Below are 21805 nucleotides of genomic sequence, written 5' to 3' on the forward strand. Positions count from 1 at the left end.
GCCGGGCGCGGCGGCTAGCCCGCGGAGGCCGTGCCGCCAGTAAAGCCGCCCTGGCTGGAACCGCTCTGATTCGTGGTGGCGATGGGCAGCGAGACTCCGGAGCCGGATCCGGCGGAACCGCTACCGGCGGAACCGGTCTGACCCGAGCCGGAGCCGAGGCCCGAACCGGTCTCTCCCGATCCGGTATCACCGGAAGACCCGACGTCTCCGGAGCCGAGGCTGATACCGCCCTCGGTCTTGGAGTTTCCGGATCCGGTCTGTGTGCCGTTGCCGATAGGGGCAGCGCCGACCGGCTGGGCGGGCTGCAAGGGGATTCCCTCGGCAGCGGCGCTGGGCGCCACGGCGAGGAAGAGGGCGATGGCTATCGCGCCGGTCGTACCCACCAGCGTTTTCATATAGCAAGACCTCCATGTGGGGGCGGATGATGCGCCGCCACCGTAGCCCAGTCGCACCCCATTTGAAGGAGGTTTGTTTCACTATCTGTCGAGCGGCCGTGATGTGCCCGGAAACCACCGCGTCGACCTGCCGATTCGACAAGCCTCGACGGTTGTTCTTACTCTGGAGTAAGATAGTCTTACTCTGGAGTAAGATTGCTGGGCAGGATCACCCACCCCACCCCGAGAAGAACTGGTGATTATGAGCACTCGAGACACCGCAACGAAGCGGGATACTTCCGCCGTCGGCCTCAACCCCGTCAAGCGCGACTGGATGGGCGCAGCCATGCGGGTCATGACGACCATCACGGGGTCGCCGCTCGCCGAGAAGTACAACCTGCGCAAGCCGATCGAACGGCTGACCTACGAGGGCACCAAGACCGGGTTCCGCACCCTGGGTGCCGCGACTCGTGCGTTCGAGGCGGTCTCCGGTGGCGGCGCCCCGAAGCGGCTGCCCGCCAACGAGTCCAAGGGCAAGGACTACTTCGACCTGACCCCGACCGACGAGCAGCAGATGATCGTCGAGACGGTCCGCGAGTTCGCTTCGGAAATCCTGCGCCCGGCCGCCTACGACGCCGACAATGCCGCCAAGGCCCCGCGCGATCTGCTCGAGCGCGCCGCCGAACTCGGCATCACGCTGATCAATGTGCCCGAGGAGCTCGAGGGCGCTGCCTCCGAGCGTGGCGCGGTCACCAACTCCCTTGTCGCCGAGGCGCTCGCGCACGGTGACATGGGCCTGGCGCTGCCGATCCTGGCGCCGAGCGGTGTCGCGGTCGCGCTGTCGCAGTGGGGTACCGACGCGCAGCAGAAGACTTTCCTGGGTGCCTACACCGGTGAGAATGTGCCGCAGTCCTCGGTGGTCATCGCCGAGCCGCAGGCGCTGTTCGATCCGTTCGCGCTGAAGACCAAGGCCACTCGCTCGCCCAGCGGTTTCCGCCTCAATGGCGTGAAGAGCCTGGTTCCGGCCGCGGGTGATGCCGAGCTGTTCATCGTGGCCGCCGAGCTGGATGGCCGCCCGGCCTTCTTCATCGTCGAGGCCGACACCGAGGGTGTCGTCATCGAGGCCGACCCGTCGATGGGTCTGCGCGCCGCGGGCCTGGGTCGCCTGCTGCTGAACAATGTCGCCGTCTCCGCTACCGCCATCCTGGGTGACGCGGACGTCGCGCAGCGCACCGAGGATTACGCCGACGCCGTGCGCCTGGCCCGCCTCGGCTGGTCCTCGCTAGCCGTGGGCACCGGTCAGGCCGTGCTGGATTACGTGATTCCGTATGTGAAGGAACGTGAGGCGTTCGGCGAGCCGATCGCGCACCGCCAGGCGGTGGCGTTCATGGTCGCCAATATGGCCATCGAGCTCGACGGTCTCCGGCTCGTGACCCTGCGGGGTGCGTCACGCGCGGAGCAGGGCCTGTCGTTCGCCCGCGAGGCCGCGCTGGCCAAGAAGCTGGCCACCGACAAGGGCATGCAGATCGGCCTGGACGGTGTGCAGCTGCTGGGCGGTCACGGCTTCACCAAGGAACACCCGGTGGAGCGCTGGTACCGCGATCTTCGTGCCGTCGGCGTTGCCGAAGGCGTCGTGCTCGTCTAACCCGAACTTCTCAACGGAGAGACACCAACCATGATCAATCTCGAACTCCCCAAGAAGCTCCGGGCCAGCGCCAACCAGGCCCACCAGGTCGCCGCGGAGATCTTCCGTCCCGCATCGCGCAAGTACGACCTGGCCGAGCACGACTACCCGGTCGAGCTGGACACCATGGCCGCCATGGTGGAAGGCCTGTCCGACTCCGGCAGCGCGGACGTGTCCGGCGCCACCGGCGGCCGCAAGGCCGAGGGTGAAACCGATTCGCACGCCACCGAGCTGCTCGGAAACACCAACGGCGGCAATATGGCCGCGCTCATGAACGCCCTCGAAACCTCGTGGGGCGATGTCGGCCTCATGCTGTCGATCCCCTACCAGGGTCTCGGCAATGCGGCCATCGCCGCGGTCGCCACCGATGAGCAGCTGTCGCGTTTCGGCAAGGTGTGGGCCGCCATGGCCATCACCGAACCGTCCTTCGGCTCCGACTCCGCGGCCGTCACCACCACCGCCACCCTCGACGGTGACGAGTGGGTCCTCAATGGCACCAAGATCTTCGTGACCGCCGGCTCGCGCGCCACCCACATCGTGGTGTGGGCGTCGGTCGACAAGTCGCTGGGCCGGGCCGCCATCAAGTCCTTCGTGGTCCCCCGCGATGCCAAGGGCCTCACCATCTCCCGGCTCGAGCACAAGCTCGGCATCAAGGCGTCCGACACCGCCGAGATCCGCTTCGAGGACTGCCGCATCCCGAAGGACAATATCCTCGGTTCGCCGGAAGTGAACGTGGAGAAGGGCTTTGCCGGGGTCATGCAGACCTTCGACAACACCCGCCCCCTCGTCGCCGCTATGGCCGTCGGCGTGGGCCGCGCCGCCCTCGAAGAGCTCCGCAAGGTCCTCACCGACGCGGGCGTGGAAATCTCCTACGACAAGCCCGCCAATAACCAGCACGCCGCCGCCGCGGAATTCCTCCGCATGGAAGCCGACTGGGAGTCCGCCTACCTGCTCTCCCTGCGCGCAGGCTGGATGGCCGACAACAAGAAGCCCAACTCCCTCGAGGCCTCCATGTCCAAGGCCAAGGCAGGCCGCATGGGCACCGACGTCACCCTCAAGGCCGTAGAACTGGCCGGTGCCACGGGCTACTCCCAGCGCACCCTGCTGGAGAAGTGGTCCCGCGACTCGAAGATCCTGGACATCTTCGAAGGCACCCAGCAGATCCAGCAGCTGATTGTGGCCCGCCGCGTGCTCAACCTGAGCAGCGACAAGCTGAAGTAGCAACCAGCACAACGGAAACCGGTGCGAGGCAGACCACCTGCCTCGCACCGGTTTTTTCGTGTCTGCGTAGAGGATGACTCACCGAGGATGTGTGGTGTCATTGTCGAGAACCGTGTGGCAGCTAGCATGTGGCGAACGTTTGGGCGACCACGGGAGAACTGTTGGCTGCGAGAACTTCGATGCTGCGCCGAATGGTTACTATTGGCGGCTGCGCCGCGCTGTTGGGGTGTGGGCCGGGCGTTATTTCCCCTGCTAATTCGGTTCCATTCGCTGCGCCCTGGTTGCCGGTGGAGTTGGAAGATGCTGTGTCGCGGGATCTTGGGTTGAGTGGCGAGCAGTACATGCGGCGGGCCGAAATTGCGCAGCAGCTCGCAGATTTTCAACGGGATGCGAGGCGTAGCTATCCTTCGGCAGTCGTTGGGGTGCGGGTCGGCGATGAGGGACGGGGGGTTGTCAGACTCGCGGATGGTGCGGTGAGTGACGGTGCTCGCGCTGCGGCGCTGGCGGCCGGGTTCGATATCGAGAGTGGCGCAGCGGGTTCGACGCGTCCCGGAGGCGAGGCGATCGGGTATCGCGCCGTCGATATGGATGCCGGTGAGGCGCAGGCGGCTGGGGCGGGGGGTGATTCAACGGTTGTGGGCGGGACGTGGTTCTACACGGTTCGGGATGGCATGCCGATGTTCTGCAATACCGGGTTCAACGGCACCGATCGGGATGGGAACGTCGTCAATATCACCGGGTCGCACTGTGACAGAACGGATTCGGATTCGGGGGAATCGCTGGATACGGTTGCGCGCGAGATCAGGGTGGCGCGGATGCTTCCGGTGACGCCGGGGCAGTTCTCCGCTTCGACGCTCGGGCCCGAGGTTGGGGAGTTGCAGGTGCCGGTTGATCCTGCGGTTGATCACCGGATCATTCGGATCGGTGACGCGGCGGCGGCGCGGTTTCGGAACAATCTGATCGGGGTGCGGGATGGGGTGCCGATCGCGATCGACGGTATCGCGGACCCGGTGCTCGGTGCGCCCGTCTGTAAGTCCGGCGGGGTGACCGGGTTCGCCTGCGGCATCGTGACATCCGTGGATGAGGAGTACACCAATAACCAGGGGACTTACCGGCATGGGGCGATCGCGAGCATCTTTCTGTCGCCGGGTGATAGTGGAGGACCGCTGATCAGTGGGACGAAGGCCGTCGGCATCGCGGGGAATGTGGGTGGTTCGGTCAAGCGGCCTGTGTTCAATGCGCTGACCTTTCAGCCGATCCGCGCGATTCTGGATGCCAATCCGGGACTGCGGTTGCGTACCGACTGAGGCACCATTACGAATCGGACCCGCCGTACGCGCCGCGGCAGGAAAATCGCATGATGACACAACCTTTCGACTACTCCGGCCGGACCGTCTTCGTGGCGGGTGGCACGAGTGGCATCAATTTGGGCGTGGCGCAGGCCTTCGCTCGCGCGGGCGCATCCGTGGCTGTACTGTCCCGAACCCCGGACAAGGTGCGGTCCGCGGTCGATGAGCTCGGTGAAATCGGGGTCACCGCACTGGGTTTCGCTGCTGACGTGCGTGACTATGATGCCGTGTCGGCGGCCTTGACTACCGCGCAACAGGAGTTGGGTGAGCTGGATGTGCTTGTTTCGGGGGCCGCCGGAAACTTCCCTGCCGCAGCACAATCCATGTCCGCGCGAGCCTTCGCCGCCGTCGTGGACATCGATTTGAAGGGCACCTTCAATGTCCTGCGCGCCGCCTACGATCACCTACGAAAACCTGGTGCATCGGTCATCAATATCTCGGCCCCGCAGTCCTCCATCCCGATGGATCTGCAAGCGCACGCCTGCGCCGCCAAGGCCGGGGTGGACATGCTCACTCGCGTCTGCGCCCTCGAATGGGGCCCTTCCGGCGTGCGCGTGAACGCCGTGGCCCCCGGCCCTATCGAAGGCACCGAGGGCATGGCCCGCCTCGCCCCCACCCCCGCGATGGAACACATAGTCACCGATTCGGTCCCGCTCAACCGGTATGGCACCGCCCAGGAGATCGCCGATTGCTGCCTGTGGCTGGCCTCGCCCCAGGCCTCCTATGTAACCGGCGCGGTCATCCCGGTGGACGGCGGCTGGTCCCTCGGCGGTGCGTCCCAGGTCTTCACCGCCATGCGCAACCTCTTCAACGCAACCCCCTGATCGCTATTCGGCCGGGGTGAGGTACACGCGATTGTCGTGGAAGACAGCGCCGCCACCGAAGTCCGAATCACGTTCGGCAACAGTCGCATTGACGGTCGCGCCACCGGACAGTTTGGCCCAACGGCCCTTGGTGGTGGCTGCCACGCCGGGACGGACCTGATCGGAGACCTCGACCGTGGCTTGGAAGGAGCCTCGATCGTTGTGGACGGTGACCGAGGCACCGTCGGTGATGCCACGGGCGGCCGCATCGTCCGGGTGGATGGTGATGCGGGGATCGCCTGAGCGGCGCAGCAATTCAGGGTTGTTGCCGAAGTTGGTGTTCAGGAAGTAGTGGGAGGCGGACGAAATCAGGACCAGGCCGTCGCCGGGGTCGGCCGGGGGCGTGTAGGCCGGAAGCGGGTCGTGGCCTGCCGATTCGGCTCGGCGCGAGACGAACTGGAGCTTGCCCGCGGGGACCTGCTTGGGTGCGATCTTCAGGAAGCCGTCGGCGCGCAGCCGATCGACGTCGTGGCCCTTCAACAGCTGGTTGGCCAGCTCCTCGTCGGAGTCGTAGAGGGCGGGTTCGGTGAGACCCATACGGTGCGCGAGGCGACGGAAAGTCTCCGTGGTGGAGAGGCATTCGCCGGGTGGGGCGACGGCGGGCTCATTCCAGACCATGTAGAGATTGCCGTACGCGGCCAGGACATCCAGGTGTTCGGGTTGCATGGTGGCGGGCAGCACGATATCGGCGTAGTCGACGGTGTCGGTCGGGAAGTGTTCCAGCACAACGGTGAACAGATCTTCGCGAGCCAGTCCGCGGCGCACCTCGGTCTGATTCGGGTTGGAGCCGATCGGGTTCGCGGCAATCACGAACAGCGCCTTGACCGGCGGATCATCGACCTCCAGCAGGGCCTCGCCGAGCCGGGTCATGGACAGTGTGCGCACCGGATTCGGCAGCAGATCCAGGCGCAGGAGTCCGGGGACATCTAGATCGAAGTGATCGCTGGTCGAATAGTGCAGTCCGCCACCGGGAATCGCCCAGTCGCCGGTGACTCCGGGCAGGCAAGCCAGCGCCCGCAAGGCCATGCCGCCGCCCGCATGCCGCTGCATACCCTGTGAGGCCTTGATGGCGGTCGGCCGCGTGCGCGCGATCCGTTCGCCCAGCGTGACGATCTGCTCCACCGACAGCCCGGTGATCTCGGCGGTCCGCTCCGGCGTGAATTCCGCTATGCGGCCCTGGAATTCATCCCAGCCCTCGGTGTGCTCGGCAATGAACTCCACATCGTGCGCCCCCAGGGAGACGATGACGTGCATGAGCCCGAGCGCCAGCGCCGCATCGGTCCCCGGCAAGGGCGCGAGATGCTCATCGCAGCGCTCCGCGGTCCGGGTGCGCACCGGATCGATCGCGACCGTGTAGGCCCCGCTGTCCTGAATGAACTTCCACCCGTGATGCCCCGATGTCAGCGGATTGGTGCCCCACAAGAGAATCAGCTTGGATTTCGCGAAATCCTCCGGATCCATCCCGGCCGCCGTCCCCAGCGTGTACCGGAGCCCCACGCCGCCCGCGATCGAGCAGATGGTCGGATCGTGCAGCGAGGCCCCAAGCGCATTGAAGAACCGTCGCCCCGAGAACCCTTCGAGCCCTTGGATGTACCCGAGGCTCCCCGTCCCGTGGAACGGCCAGATCGCCTCACCGCCGTGCTCCCCGATGATCCCGTCCAGCCGCGTGGCGATCTCCCCGAGCGCCTCATCCCAGCTGATCCGCTCGAACTGCCCCGCCCCCTTGGGCCCCACCCGCCGCATCGGATACTGAATTCGCTCCGGCGATTGCACCTGCTCCAGGTACCGATTCACCTTCACGCACAGCGCACCCCTGGTAACCGGATGCTCCTTGTTCCCCCGCAGCCCGACGGCCACTCCGTCCTCCACGGTCACCACCCAGGAGCACGCGTCCGGACAATCGAGTGGGCAAGCCCCGAGCACCTTCACCCGCCCAATCGTAGGCGACCGCCCCGCCGCCCTGAATTCCCGTTTCGGGTATTGCACGCAGCCGGTGAGGGAGCTGTGGTGGCGGATTTCCGGCCCGGATCCAGCCACCATCGCTCCTTGATCTTGTATTGCGGCCGGGTAGGGTGCGGCGCGTGGCGAAGATTGCGTTTCTGGGTGCGGGCCGGATGGGTTTGGGAATGGCGGCGCGCATGATGTCCGCCGGGCATGAGGTGACGGTGTACAACCGTTCCCCGGAGAAGGCAGCCGAGTTGGTCGAGGCGGGCGCTGTCCTGGCCGAGACGCCGCGTATTGCCGCGGCTCAGGCCGACGCGATCATCTCGATGGTCGCCGATGACGACGCCTCTCGCCGGGTGTGGCTCGGTGACGACGGCGCATTGGCCGCCGATGTTGCCCCGGGTGCATTCGCCATCGAGTGCTCGACCATCTCCCGCCCCTGGGTCCTGGAATTGGCGAAACACGCCACCGCACAAGGCTTCCGCTACATCGACTGCCCGGTGACCGGTCTCCCCGAGGTGGCCGCCGCGGGCGAACTGACCCTGTTCGTCGGTGCGACCCCCGACGACCTCGAAGCCGTCCGCCCCCTACTTACTCCGTTGTGCACCAATATCGTTCACTTCGGCGAGGTCGGTTCCGGCACCGCCTACAAACTCGTCCAGAACCTCCTGGGTTCCATCCAGATCGCCGCCACCGCGGAGGCCCTGCGCATAGCCGAACTCTCCGGCCTGCACCTCCCCACGGTCGTGGACACCCTCTCTCAAAGCGGCGCGGCCAGCCCCACGGTCGTCCGCATGAGCCGCCTGATGCTGGAAGGCGACCACACCGAAAACATCGCCTTCACCGCCACCCTCCGGCTGAAGGACACCCGCATCGGCGTGGAACTGGCCGACGCCGTCTCCGCCCCCGCCGCTCTGGGCCACACCGCCGAGGACATCTTCACCCGCCTCGTCGAAGCCGGCCACGGCGAACTGCACGAAACCAAGGTCATCGACCTACTGCGCGAATAGCCCCTCAGGCAACCGATTCCGCCGAAATCTCCAGCACCGTCGCGGGCCCCGCCCGGAACCCCGGACTGGCCGCGTCCGCCGCCACCATGTGCGCCGTCACATCATGCGCGGCCAGCGCCGCCTTGGAACCCCACTCCTCGATGAGCACGAACCGATCCGGGTCCCCACTCACCTGATGCATGTCGTATTGCAGGCAACCCTCTTCGCCCCGCACCACCGGCGCGAGCCGCTCGAAAGCCGCCACCTGCTCCTCCCCGCGCCCCGGCTGAGCAGTAATCAAAATAACGAGCCGTACCTTCTCTGACATGCCCGCACCTTAACTGCGCTCCCGCCCCCCTGGCACGCCGAGCCCAATAGGGCATCTGCCCGATACCGCTGCCCCGATCAGCGCCATAGGTTGACGTCGCCAACCTATGAGGAGTTTTCAAATGTCCGCACTGCGTGGAACTTTCGTCGCCGCCCTGATCGGCGCGGCAGCCCTGGCCGGAGCCGGTGCCGCCACGGCCGCCCCCCTCCCCCTCGAGGCCCCCGCCGCCTCAACCGAGCCCGTAGCCGGCGGCCTCTGCAACGCCGACCCCCTGCTCAGCCTGTATTGCCTGCTCGTCAGCCCTTCGGCGTAGCTGATCCACACCGAGTGTTCACTGGTGCAGGGCCCTTCTCGGCAAATGCCTGCATCAGTGAACACTCGAGCGGCGGTGGCGGTGAACCTGCTGTTGCCGACTATGAGGCCGACTGCATGACCTTCGAAATATTGTCCGGGGCAAAGGATGTGAGGCCGATGTTCTGGTAGCGGCCCATCAGCCGGGTGTACTTGCGGCGGTTGCGGGTGAGTGGGGTTTCGGTGATCGCTTGGGGCAGATGCCGATAGCCGAGAGCGAGCAGCTTGGTCAGGACGGCGAATTCGAGATCGTGGCGTTTGGTCCATCGGGTCGGGGTTATCGCTCGCACGCCGGGGTGCATGATCCCGTAGCCGAGTACGCCGCTGACATGCCCGGCGACCGGGCCGGCGAGCTTCCAGGCGGGCGCGATGGCGCGGGGGAGAAATCCCGGCAGCGGGGGGCGACGGAGGGTGCCGACCACATTCTCGAGGGTGCGAGTGGATTCCAGCTTTTCGCCGACCATTCGGTCGTAGTAGGCGCACATCTCGGAGTAGTTCTCGATCAGTCGTGAACGGCCGGGCAGTTGCAGGCCGTCGACCAACTCGCGGAAGTGGTCCCAGATCTTTTGATTGTCGGCTGCACTGAGGCGCTCGCCGGTGACGGTGACGAATGCGGCGCGGTAGACGAAGAAGGTACTGATCAGAATCCAATTCCAGGACTCCGGATTCAGTGCGCTGTACCGGATGCCGTTGTATCCGACGCCCTTCACATCGCGGTGCAATCGCATCAGCCGTTCGGCCTCTGCCCGCCGATCGTCCGCATCTCCGGCGAACATGATCTGATCCGAGGCCGCGGACCGCAGTGCCCGTTCGAAGGGTGCGTTGCGGAACCGGCCGGTGTCCTCCAGCGCGCCCGACACCGCGGGCAGCATGGTCTGATCGAACAGTCCCGCGGCAAAGAATCCGACGAGCCAACTTCCGGCGAACCTTTGGAACCGCGCGACCGTGTCGTCGGTAGCGGTGGTGACGGCTTCCGACTCGGCCGGTGAGTGGTTCACGGGGCAGGTCATCGGTGAACTCCTTTGTTCCGGCGTCGAGCTGCTGGGCTGGTCGACGCCACTTCCGAGCATCTGGTGCACCCACGCACCAGATAATATGGTGCCAGAGTGCACCAGATCACGGCAGCCGTCAAGGGAATGCGGAAGAATGCCGGGAATGGAACCACGCAGCTACGGCGGAGAGACCGCGCAGGAACGCCGGACCCGTCGCCGCGCTGCTCTTGCCGAGGCCGCCCTGGACCTGTTCGCCGAAGGGGGCTTGAACCAGGTCACCAAGCGGAATGTGTGTACCCGGGCTCGACTCAACGACCGCTACTTCTACGAGCACTTCACCGACCGGGATGCACTGCTGGAATCGGTGGCCCAGGATATGACCGCTCAGGGGCTGGAAGCGGTCGTCACCGCGACCATGGAAGCGCCACCCGGCATCGAAGCTCAGATTCATGCGGCTGTCGAAGCGAGCCTGGCTTTTCTGGCCGCCGATCCCCGCCGCGGCAAGATGTTGATGGAAGCCCGCTCCGCCGAAAGCGTCGAAAAACTGCGGCTGGCAAGCACTCGCATGATCGCCAACGCAATGTCAGCGATGACGCGCGAATTACTCGGCGGCTCCGCGCCCATTCAACTCGACAGCGATCTCGCGTCCTTCACCATGGTCAGTGGCGTCATGGAGTTGGTCGCCGCCTGGCTGCGCGGCGAAATCGACACCAGCCGTGAGCATCTCACCGACCTCATCGCCGCACTGCTGCTGTCCACCGCCGACATCTCCACCAAGCTGCCGGGCGTCGGCCCCGGCGGATCCGACCACGGATCCCGATAGTCCCTACGCCCTGACGGCATCCCGGAACCGCCTTCGGTCAGGCGGCGGTGGCGAAGCGGAGGGCGAGTTGGGTGCGGCTGGTGCAGGAGGTTTCGGCCAGGACTCGGCTGAGGTGTTTCTTGACCGTGTCTATGCCTATGAAGAGGCGGTCGGCGATCTGACGGTTGGTCAAGCCCTGGGCGGCCAGGTCGGCGACATCCCATTCACGCGGGGTCAGTTGCCAATTGGTGCTGGCGGCGTGACGGTCTCGGTCTCGGTCGAGTTGTTCTGCCACCAGTGGGGCCAGGTGGCGGCGGAGGGCTTGCAGGAGGGCTATATCGCGGTCGGGGACTCGGGGAGTGTCGCAGACCGCCATGCCCACGAAGAGGACGCCGGAGGGTGCGGCGTCCACGACCATGGTGGCCTTGTCGGTGATTCCATTGGGGCGCAGGAAATCAGAGATGAAGGGGGAATCGGGGGCGATTTCGGCCAGGCGGGCTACGCCTCGGGACATGATGACCTCGGCGGCGTGTTCGGTGCGGAGGGGGTCCGAATCCGCCCAGCGGGCTTCGTATTCCGCGGTGAATTGCGGGGAGTAGCCGCCTTGTACGCCGCAGCCGCCCAGGAGGGCGTCGCACAGGGTGGCGCCGTGCAGGACGGCCACTCCCGTGAAGCCGAACCAGCTTTGGAGCGCATGAACGAGGCTTTCCCGGAACTCGGGGAGGTCGGCGGCCCGGTCGACGGATTCCAGGACACCCACGAGTCGCCGGAAATCCTCCGGGGAGAGCGCATCACCGTCGGGGAGCGGACGGGGTCGGCGGGTGGGGTCTGTCAGCGCACCGGTCACAGTTCAAATATTCCACTTTCGTGCCATGGCCCGCCACGCGCGCACCCGGCATGATTTTCGACGGGACCCCGGGTGAAACGGCCGGGGCACAGCGAAAAGGATCGACCATGAGTGCACAGAGCACCTCGCGCCGCTGGCTGATCACCGGCGCGAACAGCGGTTTCGGGGCGGCGTTCGTCCGGGCGGTGCTGGCCGCCGGGGATGAGGTCGTGGCGGCCGTGCGGCGGCCCGACAGCATGGCGGAAGTGGTTGCCGCGTACCCGGATCGGGTGCAGGTGGTGGCGCTGGACGTGCGTGACCCGGATGCCGCCGAGCGCGCGGTGAAGGAGGCCGGGCGGGTGGACGTGCTGGTGAACAATGCCGGGTACGGCATTGTCGGTGCGATCGAGGAGACCAGTGACGCGGATCTGCGCGATGCCATGGAGGTCATGTTCCACGGCCCGCTGCGCCTGACCCAGCTGGTGCTGCCGCAGATGCGGGAACGCCGTAGCGGGGCCATCGTGCAGGTGAGCAGCATGGGTGGGTTCATGTCCTTCGCGGGCGTGGGCATCTACAGTGCCGCCAAGGGTGCGCTGGAATTGGCCAGTGAGGCGCTTGCCGCGGAGGTGAATCCGCTGGGCATCCAGGTGCTGATCGTGGAGCCGGGCGCGTTCCGGACCAGTTTCGCCAAGCCCGCGGCGCTGCGGATCAGCGGTGAGATCGGGGATTACGCGGAGACCGTCGGCGCGATCCGGGATGGGCTGCCGTCCTCGGATCAGCAGCAGGAGGGCGATCCGGAGAAGGCGGCGGCCGCGGTCATCGCCACTGTGGGACAGGCGAATCCGCCGCTGCGGCTGGCGCTGGGACCGGATGCGGTGGGCGCGATTCGCGGCAAGCTGGCGGCGGTGGCCGCGGATCTGGATGCGACCGCGCACCTGGGCCTGACCACCGGTCTCGAGTCCACGGTGAACTGACCCGGACATGAGAAACGGCCCGCCGTAACACCGGCGGGCCGTTCTCGGTCGCGGCTCTTACCGCTTCGCGACTCAGCCGGCCAGACCGGCGCTGCCCGAGGAGAGGGTGGTCACGAGGTTGGCGAGCACAGCGAGCAATTCCATGGGGATACCTCATCAAGTTGGTTAGCGGGTTCGCACGCAGCCTCGGTCACGTAGGTGTACGGCGCGTGTCCTGCGGGTGAAGTCGGGTGGTCGTTTCGCACACACATAGCAAATGTCTGTTGTGACCGAATTTGTGTAACTGCCATCACACCTCGCTGTTACGGTGGCGCTACCCCGTCGCGGGTTCGGGCGATGGGCGCACGTTCTCTCGGAGGTGGTCGGCATGCCCTCGGTCCTGTATTCGGCGCAGCAGCGACTGGCACACACTCGCGAGGCCGTCAAAGGCCTGAAACGCCTGCGGGAATTGGGGATCACCGATCCGCGCGATCCCGTGGCCACGGTGCGAACCGCCTTGGAGGCCAGGGTTTTCGGGCCGCCCGCCACCGCCGTGCGGCGCGCGGCGCGCATGTGGCCGGAGCGTGCGGGACTGGCCGACGAGCGCGGTGAACTCACCTATCGCGAACTCGACGATCAGTCGAATGCGGTGGCGCGCGGACTCCAGCGCATGGGCGTCAAACCCGGGACCGTGGTGGGTGTGCTGGCCCGCGATCATCGCGGACTGCTATTGACCATGGTCGCGCTCGGCAAGCTCGGTGCGCGACTGGCGCTCATGAACACCGGTTTCGCCAAGCCGCAGTTCGCCGCGGTGTGCGAGCGCGAGAACGTGAAGGCGGTGCTGCATGACAGCGAGTTCATCGGACTGCTCGACGCCCTGCCCGAAGACCTGCCGCGCGTGCTCACCTGGGTGGATGAGGGCACCGAAATCCCGGAGGGCACAACGACTCTGGACGCGCTGATCGCCTCGAATGCCAAGGCTCCGCTGCCCGCACCGAAGAAGCCGGGCGGGTTCATCATTCTCACCAGCGGCACCACCGGCCTGCCCAAGGGCGCGCCGCGCGATAAGACCGGCCCGCTGTCCACCGTGCAGATCGTGGATCGCATCGACTTTCCGCAGCAGGGGACGATGATGATCGTCTCGCCCATTTTCCACAGCACCGGCTTCGGCACCTGGCTGGCCGGATGCGCCTTCGGCAACAAGGTGGTGGTGACGCGCCGCTTCGACGCCGAGCGGACGCTGCGCCTGATCGCCGAGCATCGCGTGCAGATGCTGGTGGCGGTGCCGACCATGCTGCACCGAATGGTGGAGCTGGATCCGGCGATTCGCGAAAAGTACGACACCTCCTCGCTGACGGGGATCGTGATCGCGGGTTCCGCGCTCTCCCCCGAATTGAGTACGCGCACCGCCGAGGTCTTCGGCCCCGTCCTCTATAACCTCTACGGCTCCACCGAATGCGCCGTCGCGACGGTCGCCCGCCCGGAGGATCTAGCCCTCGCCCCCGGCACCGCGGGCCGCGCCCCCACCACCTGCGAAGTGGTCCTCTTCGATGACGACGGCGTGCGCATCCACGCCAAGAACGTCCCCGGCCGCATCTTCATCCGCTCCGGCGCACCCTTCAAGGGCTACACCGACGGCCGCCACAAGCAGATCATCGACGGCTACATGTCCAGCGGCGATATCGGCCATTTCGATGACCGCGGACTGCTTTTCGTCGACGGCCGCGATGACGACATGATCGTCTCCGGCGGCGAGAACGTCTTCCCCCAGGAGGTCGAAAACCTCCTCCTGGAACGCCCCGACGTCTTCGACTGCGCCGTGGTCGGCGTGGATGATGTCGAATTCGGAAAACGCCTGCGCGCGTTCATAATCCCCGAACCGGGCGAGAAGCTGGAGCCGGACGAGGTCAAGGCCTACGTCAAGAGCAACCTGGCCCGCTACAAGGTCCCCCGGGACGTCTTCTTCCTCGAAGAACTCCCCCGCAATGCCACCGGCAAGCTCCTCCGCAAAGTCCTCATCGACTACAAACCCTGATCCCGCCAGGGTCAGTCCCACCCTTCCCGTTCGGGCGTTTGGGGGCCTGGCCCCCAAGTTTCCCTTCTCTTTCAGGGGGTTCGGGGGCGGAGCCCTCGTCAGCCCGCGACACAGTGGCAACCGTGCGACCTGCCCCACGACCTGGGGTGTTTATGCGCTACCGCGCGTAACAGAGACCTCGGCCACACCCGGGCGCTCGGTGCTTGCTAGTGTTAGCACCGCACTGGATCTCGAGGTTGCGGTCCGTCAGCCGACTCGTCCGGCAGGGGATCGCGGAAGGTTGTATCAATGTCACTTGCCCTTCCATCGGCAGGCACGGTTCTTCGCAAGGCGGGCGATGCGGCGCTCAGCGTCAATGTCATGGTCCGAGGGGGTCTCTTCAATCCGCTGCGCCCGGATCACGCGCTGCGTTCGGCCGTCAATGTGCTGAAGTTCGGTCCGTTCGCGGGCGCGGTGGTGCATGCCGCCAAGACCAATCCGAAGTCCCCCGCGATCGTGGACGAACGCGGCGAGATGACCTTCGAGCAGCTGGATCAGCAGTCCAGCGCCTTCGCCCGCGGCCTGGCCGCACAGGGCCTGGGCCCCGGCGATGTGATCGGCGTGCTGGCCCGCGATCACCGCGGCATGGTGTTGAGCCTGGTCGCCGCCGGCAAGCTGGGCGTGCGCGCGGTGCTCATGAACACCGGTTTCGCCAAGCCGCAGTTCGCCGATGTGGCCGAGCGCGAGAAGGTCAAGGCGGTGCTGCACGACAGCGAGTTCGTCGACCTGATGAGCGCCATCCCGACGGACGTCCCGCGCATCCTGACCTGGGTGGACGAGAAGGACAATGTCGATCCGTCCATCCCGACCATCGATTCGGTCGCGGCCGGGCAGTCCACCGAGGCGCTGTCGCCGCCGGAGAAGCCGGGCGGCATGGTCATCCTGACCAGCGGCACCACCGGCACCCCGAAGGGCGCTCCCCGCGATAAGGTCAGCCCCTTCATTACCGCGCAGTTCCTGGACCGGATTCCGACGCCGCGCAACAGCACCGTCGTCATGGCCGCGCCGATCTTCCACGCCACCGGCCTGTCCCAGTTCACGCTGTCGATCGCGCTGGGCAATCGGGTTGTGTTCCAGCAGCGCCGTTTCGACCCGGAGCTGACCCTGGCCAATATCCAGAAGTACCGGGCGCAGGGCCTGACCGTGGTGCCGACCATGTTGCAGCGCATCCTCGACCTGCCGCCGGAGACCCTGGCCAAGTACCAGCCGGGCGAGACCCTGAAGGTGCTGTTCGCCGCCGGTTCGGCCATCCCGCCGGACGTGGTCACCCGCACCCTGGACTACTTCGGCGACAGCCTCTACAACGTGTACGGCTCCACCGAGTGCGCGGTCATGACCGTGGCCACCCCGTCGGAACTGCGCAAGGCCCCGACCACCGCGGGCAAGCCGCCGGTCGGCATTCGCATCGCGCTCTACGACGACAAGCGCAATCGCATCACCGCGCCGAATGTGACCGGCACGATCTTCATCGAGAACGGCCACTCCTTCAAGACGTACACCGACGGTCGCACCAAGGAGACCGTGGACGGCCTCATGTCCAGTGGCGATGTCGGCCACTTCGACGCGGACGGCTTGCTGTTCATCGACGGCCGCGATGACGACATGATCATTTCCGGCGGCGAGAACGTCTTCCCGCAGGAGGTCGAGAACCTGCTGTCCAACCGGCATGACGTGCTGGAGGCCGCGGTCGTCGGCGTCGATGATCAGGCCTTCGGAAAGCGTCTGCGCGCCATTGTCGTTCCGAGCCCGGAGTCCAAGCGCGATGCGCAGGAGATCAAGGATTACGTGAAGGACAATCTGGCGCGCTACAAGGTGCCGCGCGAGGTGATCTTCCTCGATGAGCTGCCCCGCAATGCCACCGGCAAGCTGCTACGCAAGCCGCTCATCGAAATGTCGGTTCCCGCCGAATAATTCCGTCTGGAACTGGTGTACGCGGCGGTAATAGCCGCCGCATACGCTCGGCTATCATCAGCGCGTGAGCTCTCCGTCCGGCCGTTCCACGGCGCAATCCCGCAGTGATGCCGGGGTATTGCGTGGTGGCGCGGCCGGATTGCTTTCCGGAGCTCTTGCCGTCGCCGCGCACGGCTGGATCTCGGGGGCGGCTCCCCTGGAGTCCGGGCCGCTGACGCTGCTGGTGCTCGCCTCCGCCGCGGTGGGTGCGCTGGTCACCGGGGTCGGTGCGCTGCGCACCACCTGGCTGGGCCTGGTGCTCGCGCTGGTGTGCGGTCAGATGCTCGGGCACTTCGCCATGATGTGGGGTTCGCCCGGCAGTAGCCATCATCATCATCACCACGCGTCCATGTGGAGTCCGGCCATGCTGGCCGCGCACATTACGGCCGCCGTGGCCGCCGCCGTGGTCATTCTCGGCGCGGAGGCCGCCTATCGGATCGGCACCACGGTGCTGTCCTGGGTGCTGCCGGTTCCCGTTTCGCTTCCGGTCCTGTCCGGACCGCCCGCGCTGCCGATTCGGCATCGCGATCGCGTCGTGCTGCGCATCTTCGCGGCCGATGCCTTCCACACTCGCGGTCCACCCGCGCGCGTTCGAGGCTAGTTTCATCCTTCACCCGGCACATGGGCTCATCGGCCCGTGTGTGCTCGCCGTTTGCCCTGCGCACCATGAGGGGCTTCGGCATGCGTAGCTGCGCGCGTCATCCCCGACGGTCGGACCACGGGCATCGACGCCTGCCGAGGCTGCGTATCAAGGCATCGGCGTAGCCGCCGGGTTCCTCGAACCACCAGAAAGACCGCTAGTGACAATCACCGAAAGCGGTGTCGAGACGACACCGCCGCCGTCCCCTGCCCAATCGACGGAATCCACTCCGTCCACGCAATCCACCAAACGCAGTGCGGGCAATGCCTTCCAGGCGCTGATGCTGCGACTGCACTTCTACGCCGGTGTGTTCGTGGCACCGTTCATCCTGATCGCGGCTGTGACCGGTGCGCTCTATGCCGTCGCGCCAACGTTGGAGACCTTCACCGATCGTGGTCTGCTGCACACTGATTCGACCGGCCCGGCCAAACCGCTGTCGGAGCAGATCGCCGCGGGCGTGCAGGTCGAGCCCACGCTGCCGCTGAGCGCGGTGGCACCGGCGCAGAATGCGGGCGACACCACCCGGATCATCTTCAGCGATCCCTCGCTCGGCGCTTCCGAGCGCCGCGCGGTGTTCATCGATCCGGTCACCGCCAAGCCGGTCGGCGACAGCGTGATCTACGGCAGTTCGGGCGCATTGCCCACTCGCACCTGGATCGACCAGCTGCATCGGGACCTGCATCTGGGCGACTTCGGCCGCTACTACAGCGAGATCGCAGCATCCTGGCTGTGGTTGATCGCGCTGGCCGGTCTGGTGCTCTGGTACCGCCGGGTCCGGGCTCGGCGCGAACGCCGCTCGGCGGGCTGGCTGCTCCGGCCGGATCGCTCGAAGCCGCGCGCTCGCACCATGAATTGGCATGCGGCGGTGGGCGTCTGGATCATTCCGGTGCTCCTGCTGCTGTCGGCCACCGGGATGACCTGGTCGAAGTACGCCGGTGAGAATGTCACCAAGCTGCGCGAGGAAATGAGCTGGACCACGCCCGCGGTGAACGCCAAGCTGCCGGGTTCGATGGGTCCGGCCATGCCCGCGGGCGGCGAGCACGCCGGGCACGGCAGCGGGCAGCCCGCCGCCGCTCCCGCCGCGGACGCCCCCAAGATGGTCGACACCGTGTACGGGGTGGCGCGCGCCAATGGGCTGGAAGGCCCGCTGGAGATCGGCATTCCGGCGAAGGAAGGTAAGGCCTTCGTCGCGCAGGAGCTGCGCCGTCCGGGCGTCTACACCCGCGATTCCATTGCGGTGGAGGGCAATACCGGCAATGTGACCGACATTCTGCGGTATTCGGATTGGCCGCTCATGGCCAAGCTGACCAACTGGGGCATCCAGTTCCACATGGGCCTGCTGTTCGGCTTGCTGAATCAGTTGTTGCTGCTGGCCATCATGATCGGCCTGATCACCGTCATCGCGCGCGGCTACCTGATGTGGTGGCGTCGCCGCCCGACCAAGGATGCGAAGTTCGCGGCCGGTAAAGCCCCGCGCCGGGGTGCCTTGCGGCAGACGCCGATTGCCATTGTGCTGCCGCTCGCGGCGGGTGCGGTGGTGGTTGGCTGGTTCGCGCCGATGATCGGATATCCGCTACTCGGATTCCTGATCGCCGACGTTTTGGTGGGCTTGTACGCCCGCCGTCGCACCGCCGCCTGAAATCGAATCTCTTTGAGCGGCACGGCCAAAAGGCCGTGTCGCCGGATTCGCCTACTCTTTTGCAGATCCCTTGCAGTGGGATCCGCTCTACCCGTGCAGAACCTGACCTGCACTGACCCAAGGAAATTCACCTGATGAAGCTCAAGAAGTACGCTGTCTCCGCCATTCTCGTTTCAAGCGTGCTTGTCAACACGGCCGCCATTTCGCAGGCCGCTCCGCAGGACGCGGAGAACGGTGCGATCAACGCTGGGACCATTAACTACACCGCCACGAATACCGAAACCAACACCATCATTCGAACCGATGCGGGTTCCATGGTGGTCGAGGACGGCGTGTTCAAGGTCAAGGCCGCCAATGGCACGACCGTCGCGGGCACCGAATTGAATTTCCGCGTGGACGATTTCGTCTTCCCGATCGCGGCCGAGATCCACGACAATGTGGCCACCCTGACCCCGGCATTCGACCTCGCGCACGCCGCCTACAAGCCGGTCGCGCTGCCGTTCGAGAACTCCGCCCCGTGGAAATCGGAGTATGACCGCGAGCAGGCCGCCTGGAGCCGCATGACCAGCACCCTGGGCATGGGCGCCACCATCGGCACCCTGGTCGGCGGCATCGGCGGCGCGGCCGTCGGCTGCATTATCGGCGGCGTGACGCTGGCGACCGTGACCGGCGCGCTGACCGCCATGTTCGGCGCGCTCGGCGGCGCGGCCCTCGGCTGCATTGTCGGCATGTCCGTGATCGGCTTCCTCGGCACCCTCGCGGGCCAGATCTTCGTGACCGCACCGGTGGCGATTCTCGCTGCGGCGCAGTACTTCACGACGATCAACCAGCCCTTCGTGGCTCCGGCCAAGTAATTCCCTTGCGTGAGGCGGTTACGCGTCGTCGTCGACGACCGTGACCGCCTCGCGGACCGGGCGCAGGCGGACCCAGGCGAAGAAGGCCAGGCCCACCACGGCCATGCCGATACCCGCCCAGAGGTTGATGTCGATGCCGCCGGTTTTCATGCGCTGGAATTCGGAGTCGTAACTGAGGCTTACGACGATGAGGATCACGCCGTAGCAGGCGAGCAGCGAACCGACGATGGTGCGGATGTCGAACAGCATTGTGCGCCTTTCTTATCCGATGAAGATATTGAGGATGATGACCACGCCGAAGGCGATACCGGCCAGCAGGCCGGGGCGCTGATACCAGGGCAGGGTCGCGGCGTCGGGGTCGGTGCGGAGTTCGTGAGGGGTCTCGGAGTAGACCAGGCCGACCAGTGCGGCGACCGGCTTGGGCTGGGTGTAGCCGTTGACCAGCACACTGACCACGATGTCAACCGTGAAGGCGAAGCCCGCCGCGACGAAACTCACGCCCTGCCCGGATAATTCGAAGACGTGCGCCTTGCTGAGCACGAAAACCGTGATGGCGGTGGCGGTTCCGGAGACGAGGCCGATCCAGCCCGCCGCGGGAGTCATCCGCTTCCAGAACATGCCGAGAATGAAGGTGGCGAACAGCGGTGCGTTGAAGAAGCTGAACAGGGTTTGCAGGTAGTCCATCATGTTCGCGAAATTGCCTGCGATGAACGCGGTTCCGACGGCCATGACGGTCGCGCCCACCGTCGCCAGGCGGCCCACGGTCAGGTAGTAGTGGTCCGGCCGGTCCTTCACCGCGTACGTCTGCCACAGGTCGTAGCTGAAAACGGTATTGAACGCCGAGATATTCGCGGCCATACCGGCCATGAACGCGGCCAGCAGCCCGGCCAGCCCGACCCCGAGCAGGCCATTGGGCAGCGCGTCCTTCATGAGGTAGAGCAGCGCCTGGTTGTAGGTGACATCGCTGGTGAAGTCCGGGTCGGCCGCGAGTTGCGTCTTGAAGTCGGCGATCTGCGGCACCAACACCGCGCTGATCATGCCGGGGACCACCACGATGAACGGGATGAACATCTTCGGGTACGCGCCGATGATGGGGGTGCGCTGCGCGGCGGAGAGGGAGTGGGTGGCCAGCGCGCGCTGCACCTCCACGAAATTGGTTGTCCAGTAACCGAAGGACAGCACGAAGCCGAGCCCGAACACAATGCCGACAATGGACAGGAAATTGCTGGTGAACCCGGTCAGCTCGGTGCCCGGCCAGGCGTGCAGCTGCTCCACCCCGCCGGGTCCCTCGATCACCCTGACCCGCAGCCCTTCCCAGCCACCGACCTTGTGCAGGCCGACCAGGGTCAGCGGCAGCAGCGCCGCCACGATCACGAAGAACTGCAGTACCTCGTTGTAGATGGCGGCCGAGAGCCCGCCCAGGGTGATGTAGGACAGCACGATCACCGCGGCCACCAGCACCGAGACCCACAGCGGCCAGCCCAGCAGCACATTCAGGATGGAGCCGAGCAGATACAGGTTGACCCCGGCGATGAGCACCTGCGCGACCGCGAAACTCAGTGCGTTGACCAGATGCGCGCCAGGTCCGAAGCGGCGCAGCATGAATTCCGGGACGCTGCGCACCTTGGAGCCGTAGTAGAACGGCATCATGACGATGCCGAGGAACAGCATGGCCGGGACCGCGCCGATCCAGAAGTAGTGCATGGTCGGCATGCCGTATTGCGCGCCATTGGCGGACATGCCCATGATCTCGACCGCGCCCAGATTGGCGGAGATGAAGGCCAGGCCGGTCACCCAGGCCGGGAGCGAGCGGCCCGACAGAAAGAAGTCGATGCTCGTCGACACCCGCCGCCGGGCCAGCCAGCCGATCCCGAGCACGAAGACGAAATACAGTGCGACCAGGGCATAGTCGATCGGATCGGCATCCAGCCGCAGCGCCGATGCCAGCACGGCGGAATCGCCGGCGGGCATA

Annotated in this window: 20 protein-coding genes; 13 read left to right on the top strand and 7 right to left on the bottom strand. The window is 66.1% G+C overall.

The window, feature by feature from the left end; all coding sequences use genetic code 11:
- Positions 1 to 14 precede the first annotated feature (14 nt).
- On the bottom strand, positions 15 to 395 hold the full coding sequence (locus AB0N05_RS16530) for a hypothetical protein (RefSeq protein WP_364693915.1): 381 nt from the start codon (positions 393 to 395) through the stop codon (positions 15 to 17).
- A 241-nt stretch (positions 396 to 636) separates the two neighbouring features.
- Here AB0N05_RS16530 and AB0N05_RS16535 point away from each other — a divergent pair, with 241 nt between their 5' ends.
- The 4 genes from AB0N05_RS16535 to AB0N05_RS16550 all read left to right on the top strand — a co-directional run bounded on the left by AB0N05_RS16535 (position 637) and on the right by AB0N05_RS16550 (position 5452).
- Entirely contained in the window at positions 637 to 2019 is a 1383-nt protein-coding gene (locus AB0N05_RS16535) for an acyl-CoA dehydrogenase family protein (protein ID WP_364693918.1), read from the top strand.
- A gap of 30 nt (positions 2020 to 2049) precedes the next feature.
- Entirely contained in the window at positions 2050 to 3279 is a 1230-nt protein-coding gene (locus AB0N05_RS16540; protein WP_364693921.1) for an acyl-CoA dehydrogenase family protein, read from the top strand.
- 473 nt (positions 3280 to 3752) lie between these two features.
- The gene (locus AB0N05_RS16545; protein WP_364693924.1) at positions 3753 to 4586 is read left to right on the top strand and encodes a S1 family peptidase; all 834 of its coding nucleotides are present in this window, start codon (positions 3753 to 3755) and stop codon (positions 4584 to 4586) included.
- A 50-nt stretch (positions 4587 to 4636) separates the two neighbouring features.
- Positions 4637 to 5452: an SDR family oxidoreductase gene (locus AB0N05_RS16550; protein WP_364693928.1), complete on the top strand. Its 816-nt coding sequence runs from the start codon at positions 4637 to 4639 to the stop codon at positions 5450 to 5452.
- A 3-nt stretch (positions 5453 to 5455) separates the two neighbouring features.
- On the opposite strand, the gene AB0N05_RS16555 is transcribed toward AB0N05_RS16550, so the two are convergent.
- On the bottom strand, positions 5456 to 7420 hold the full coding sequence (locus AB0N05_RS16555) for a molybdopterin-dependent oxidoreductase (RefSeq protein ID WP_364693931.1): 1965 nt from the start codon (positions 7418 to 7420) through the stop codon (positions 5456 to 5458).
- Positions 7421 to 7572: 152 nt separating this feature from the next.
- On the opposite strand from AB0N05_RS16555, the gene AB0N05_RS16560 reads away from it, so the two are divergent.
- Positions 7573 to 8445, top strand: coding sequence for an NAD(P)-dependent oxidoreductase (locus tag AB0N05_RS16560; RefSeq protein ID WP_364693934.1), 873 nt, complete (start codon positions 7573 to 7575; stop codon positions 8443 to 8445).
- 4 nt (positions 8446 to 8449) lie between these two features.
- Here the strand turns inward: AB0N05_RS16560 and AB0N05_RS16565 are convergent, their stop codons facing one another.
- Positions 8450 to 8752, bottom strand: a complete 303-nt coding sequence (locus tag AB0N05_RS16565; RefSeq protein WP_364693937.1) for a putative quinol monooxygenase — start codon at positions 8750 to 8752, stop codon at positions 8450 to 8452.
- A 121-nt stretch (positions 8753 to 8873) separates the two neighbouring features.
- On the opposite strand from AB0N05_RS16565, the gene AB0N05_RS16570 reads away from it, so the two are divergent.
- A complete protein-coding gene (locus tag AB0N05_RS16570) occupies positions 8874 to 9065 on the top strand; it encodes a hypothetical protein (protein WP_364693940.1) in 192 nt (63 codons plus the stop codon).
- Positions 9066 to 9165: 100 nt separating this feature from the next.
- Here AB0N05_RS16570 and AB0N05_RS16575 read toward each other — a convergent pair whose 3' ends face one another.
- A complete protein-coding gene (locus AB0N05_RS16575) occupies positions 9166 to 10113 on the bottom strand; it encodes an oxygenase MpaB family protein (RefSeq protein ID WP_364693943.1) in 948 nt (315 codons plus the stop codon).
- 145 nt (positions 10114 to 10258) lie between these two features.
- Here AB0N05_RS16575 and AB0N05_RS16580 point away from each other — a divergent pair, with 145 nt between their 5' ends.
- Positions 10259 to 10918 (top strand): TetR family transcriptional regulator, encoded by a 660-nt coding sequence (locus tag AB0N05_RS16580; protein ID WP_364693946.1) that lies wholly within the window; start codon positions 10259 to 10261, stop codon positions 10916 to 10918.
- Positions 10919 to 10955: 37 nt separating this feature from the next.
- Here the strand turns inward: AB0N05_RS16580 and AB0N05_RS16585 are convergent, their stop codons facing one another.
- On the bottom strand, positions 10956 to 11744 hold the full coding sequence (locus tag AB0N05_RS16585) for a LuxR C-terminal-related transcriptional regulator (protein WP_364693949.1): 789 nt from the start codon (positions 11742 to 11744) through the stop codon (positions 10956 to 10958).
- Positions 11745 to 11851: 107 nt separating this feature from the next.
- On the opposite strand from AB0N05_RS16585, the gene AB0N05_RS16590 reads away from it, so the two are divergent.
- The 6 genes from AB0N05_RS16590 to AB0N05_RS16615 all read left to right on the top strand — a co-directional run bounded on the left by AB0N05_RS16590 (position 11852) and on the right by AB0N05_RS16615 (position 19833).
- On the top strand, positions 11852 to 12697 hold the full coding sequence (locus AB0N05_RS16590; protein ID WP_364693952.1) for an SDR family NAD(P)-dependent oxidoreductase: 846 nt from the start codon (positions 11852 to 11854) through the stop codon (positions 12695 to 12697).
- 367 nt (positions 12698 to 13064) lie between these two features.
- Positions 13065 to 14711: an acyl-CoA synthetase gene (locus tag AB0N05_RS16595; protein WP_364693955.1), complete on the top strand. Its 1647-nt coding sequence runs from the start codon at positions 13065 to 13067 to the stop codon at positions 14709 to 14711.
- Positions 14712 to 14999: 288 nt separating this feature from the next.
- Positions 15000 to 16661 (top strand): acyl-CoA synthetase, encoded by a 1662-nt coding sequence (locus AB0N05_RS16600; RefSeq protein ID WP_364693958.1) that lies wholly within the window; start codon positions 15000 to 15002, stop codon positions 16659 to 16661.
- A gap of 64 nt (positions 16662 to 16725) precedes the next feature.
- Positions 16726 to 17301: a hypothetical protein gene (locus AB0N05_RS16605; RefSeq protein ID WP_364693961.1), complete on the top strand. Its 576-nt coding sequence runs from the start codon at positions 16726 to 16728 to the stop codon at positions 17299 to 17301.
- Positions 17302 to 17500: 199 nt separating this feature from the next.
- Positions 17501 to 18979: a PepSY domain-containing protein gene (locus AB0N05_RS16610; RefSeq protein ID WP_364693964.1), complete on the top strand. Its 1479-nt coding sequence runs from the start codon at positions 17501 to 17503 to the stop codon at positions 18977 to 18979.
- A 134-nt stretch (positions 18980 to 19113) separates the two neighbouring features.
- Positions 19114 to 19833: a hypothetical protein gene (locus AB0N05_RS16615; RefSeq protein WP_364693967.1), complete on the top strand. Its 720-nt coding sequence runs from the start codon at positions 19114 to 19116 to the stop codon at positions 19831 to 19833.
- An 18-nt stretch (positions 19834 to 19851) separates the two neighbouring features.
- Here the strand turns inward: AB0N05_RS16615 and AB0N05_RS16620 are convergent, their stop codons facing one another.
- Entirely contained in the window at positions 19852 to 20082 is a 231-nt protein-coding gene (locus tag AB0N05_RS16620) for a hypothetical protein (RefSeq protein ID WP_364693970.1), read from the bottom strand.
- 12 nt (positions 20083 to 20094) lie between these two features.
- Entirely contained in the window at positions 20095 to 21780 is a 1686-nt protein-coding gene (locus AB0N05_RS16625) for a sodium:solute symporter family protein (protein ID WP_364694625.1), read from the bottom strand.
- Positions 21781 to 21805: the final 25 nt, after the last annotated feature.

The organism is Nocardia sp. NPDC051030, from assembly GCF_040683015.1.
Lineage (GTDB): Bacteria > Actinomycetota > Actinomycetes > Mycobacteriales > Mycobacteriaceae > Nocardia.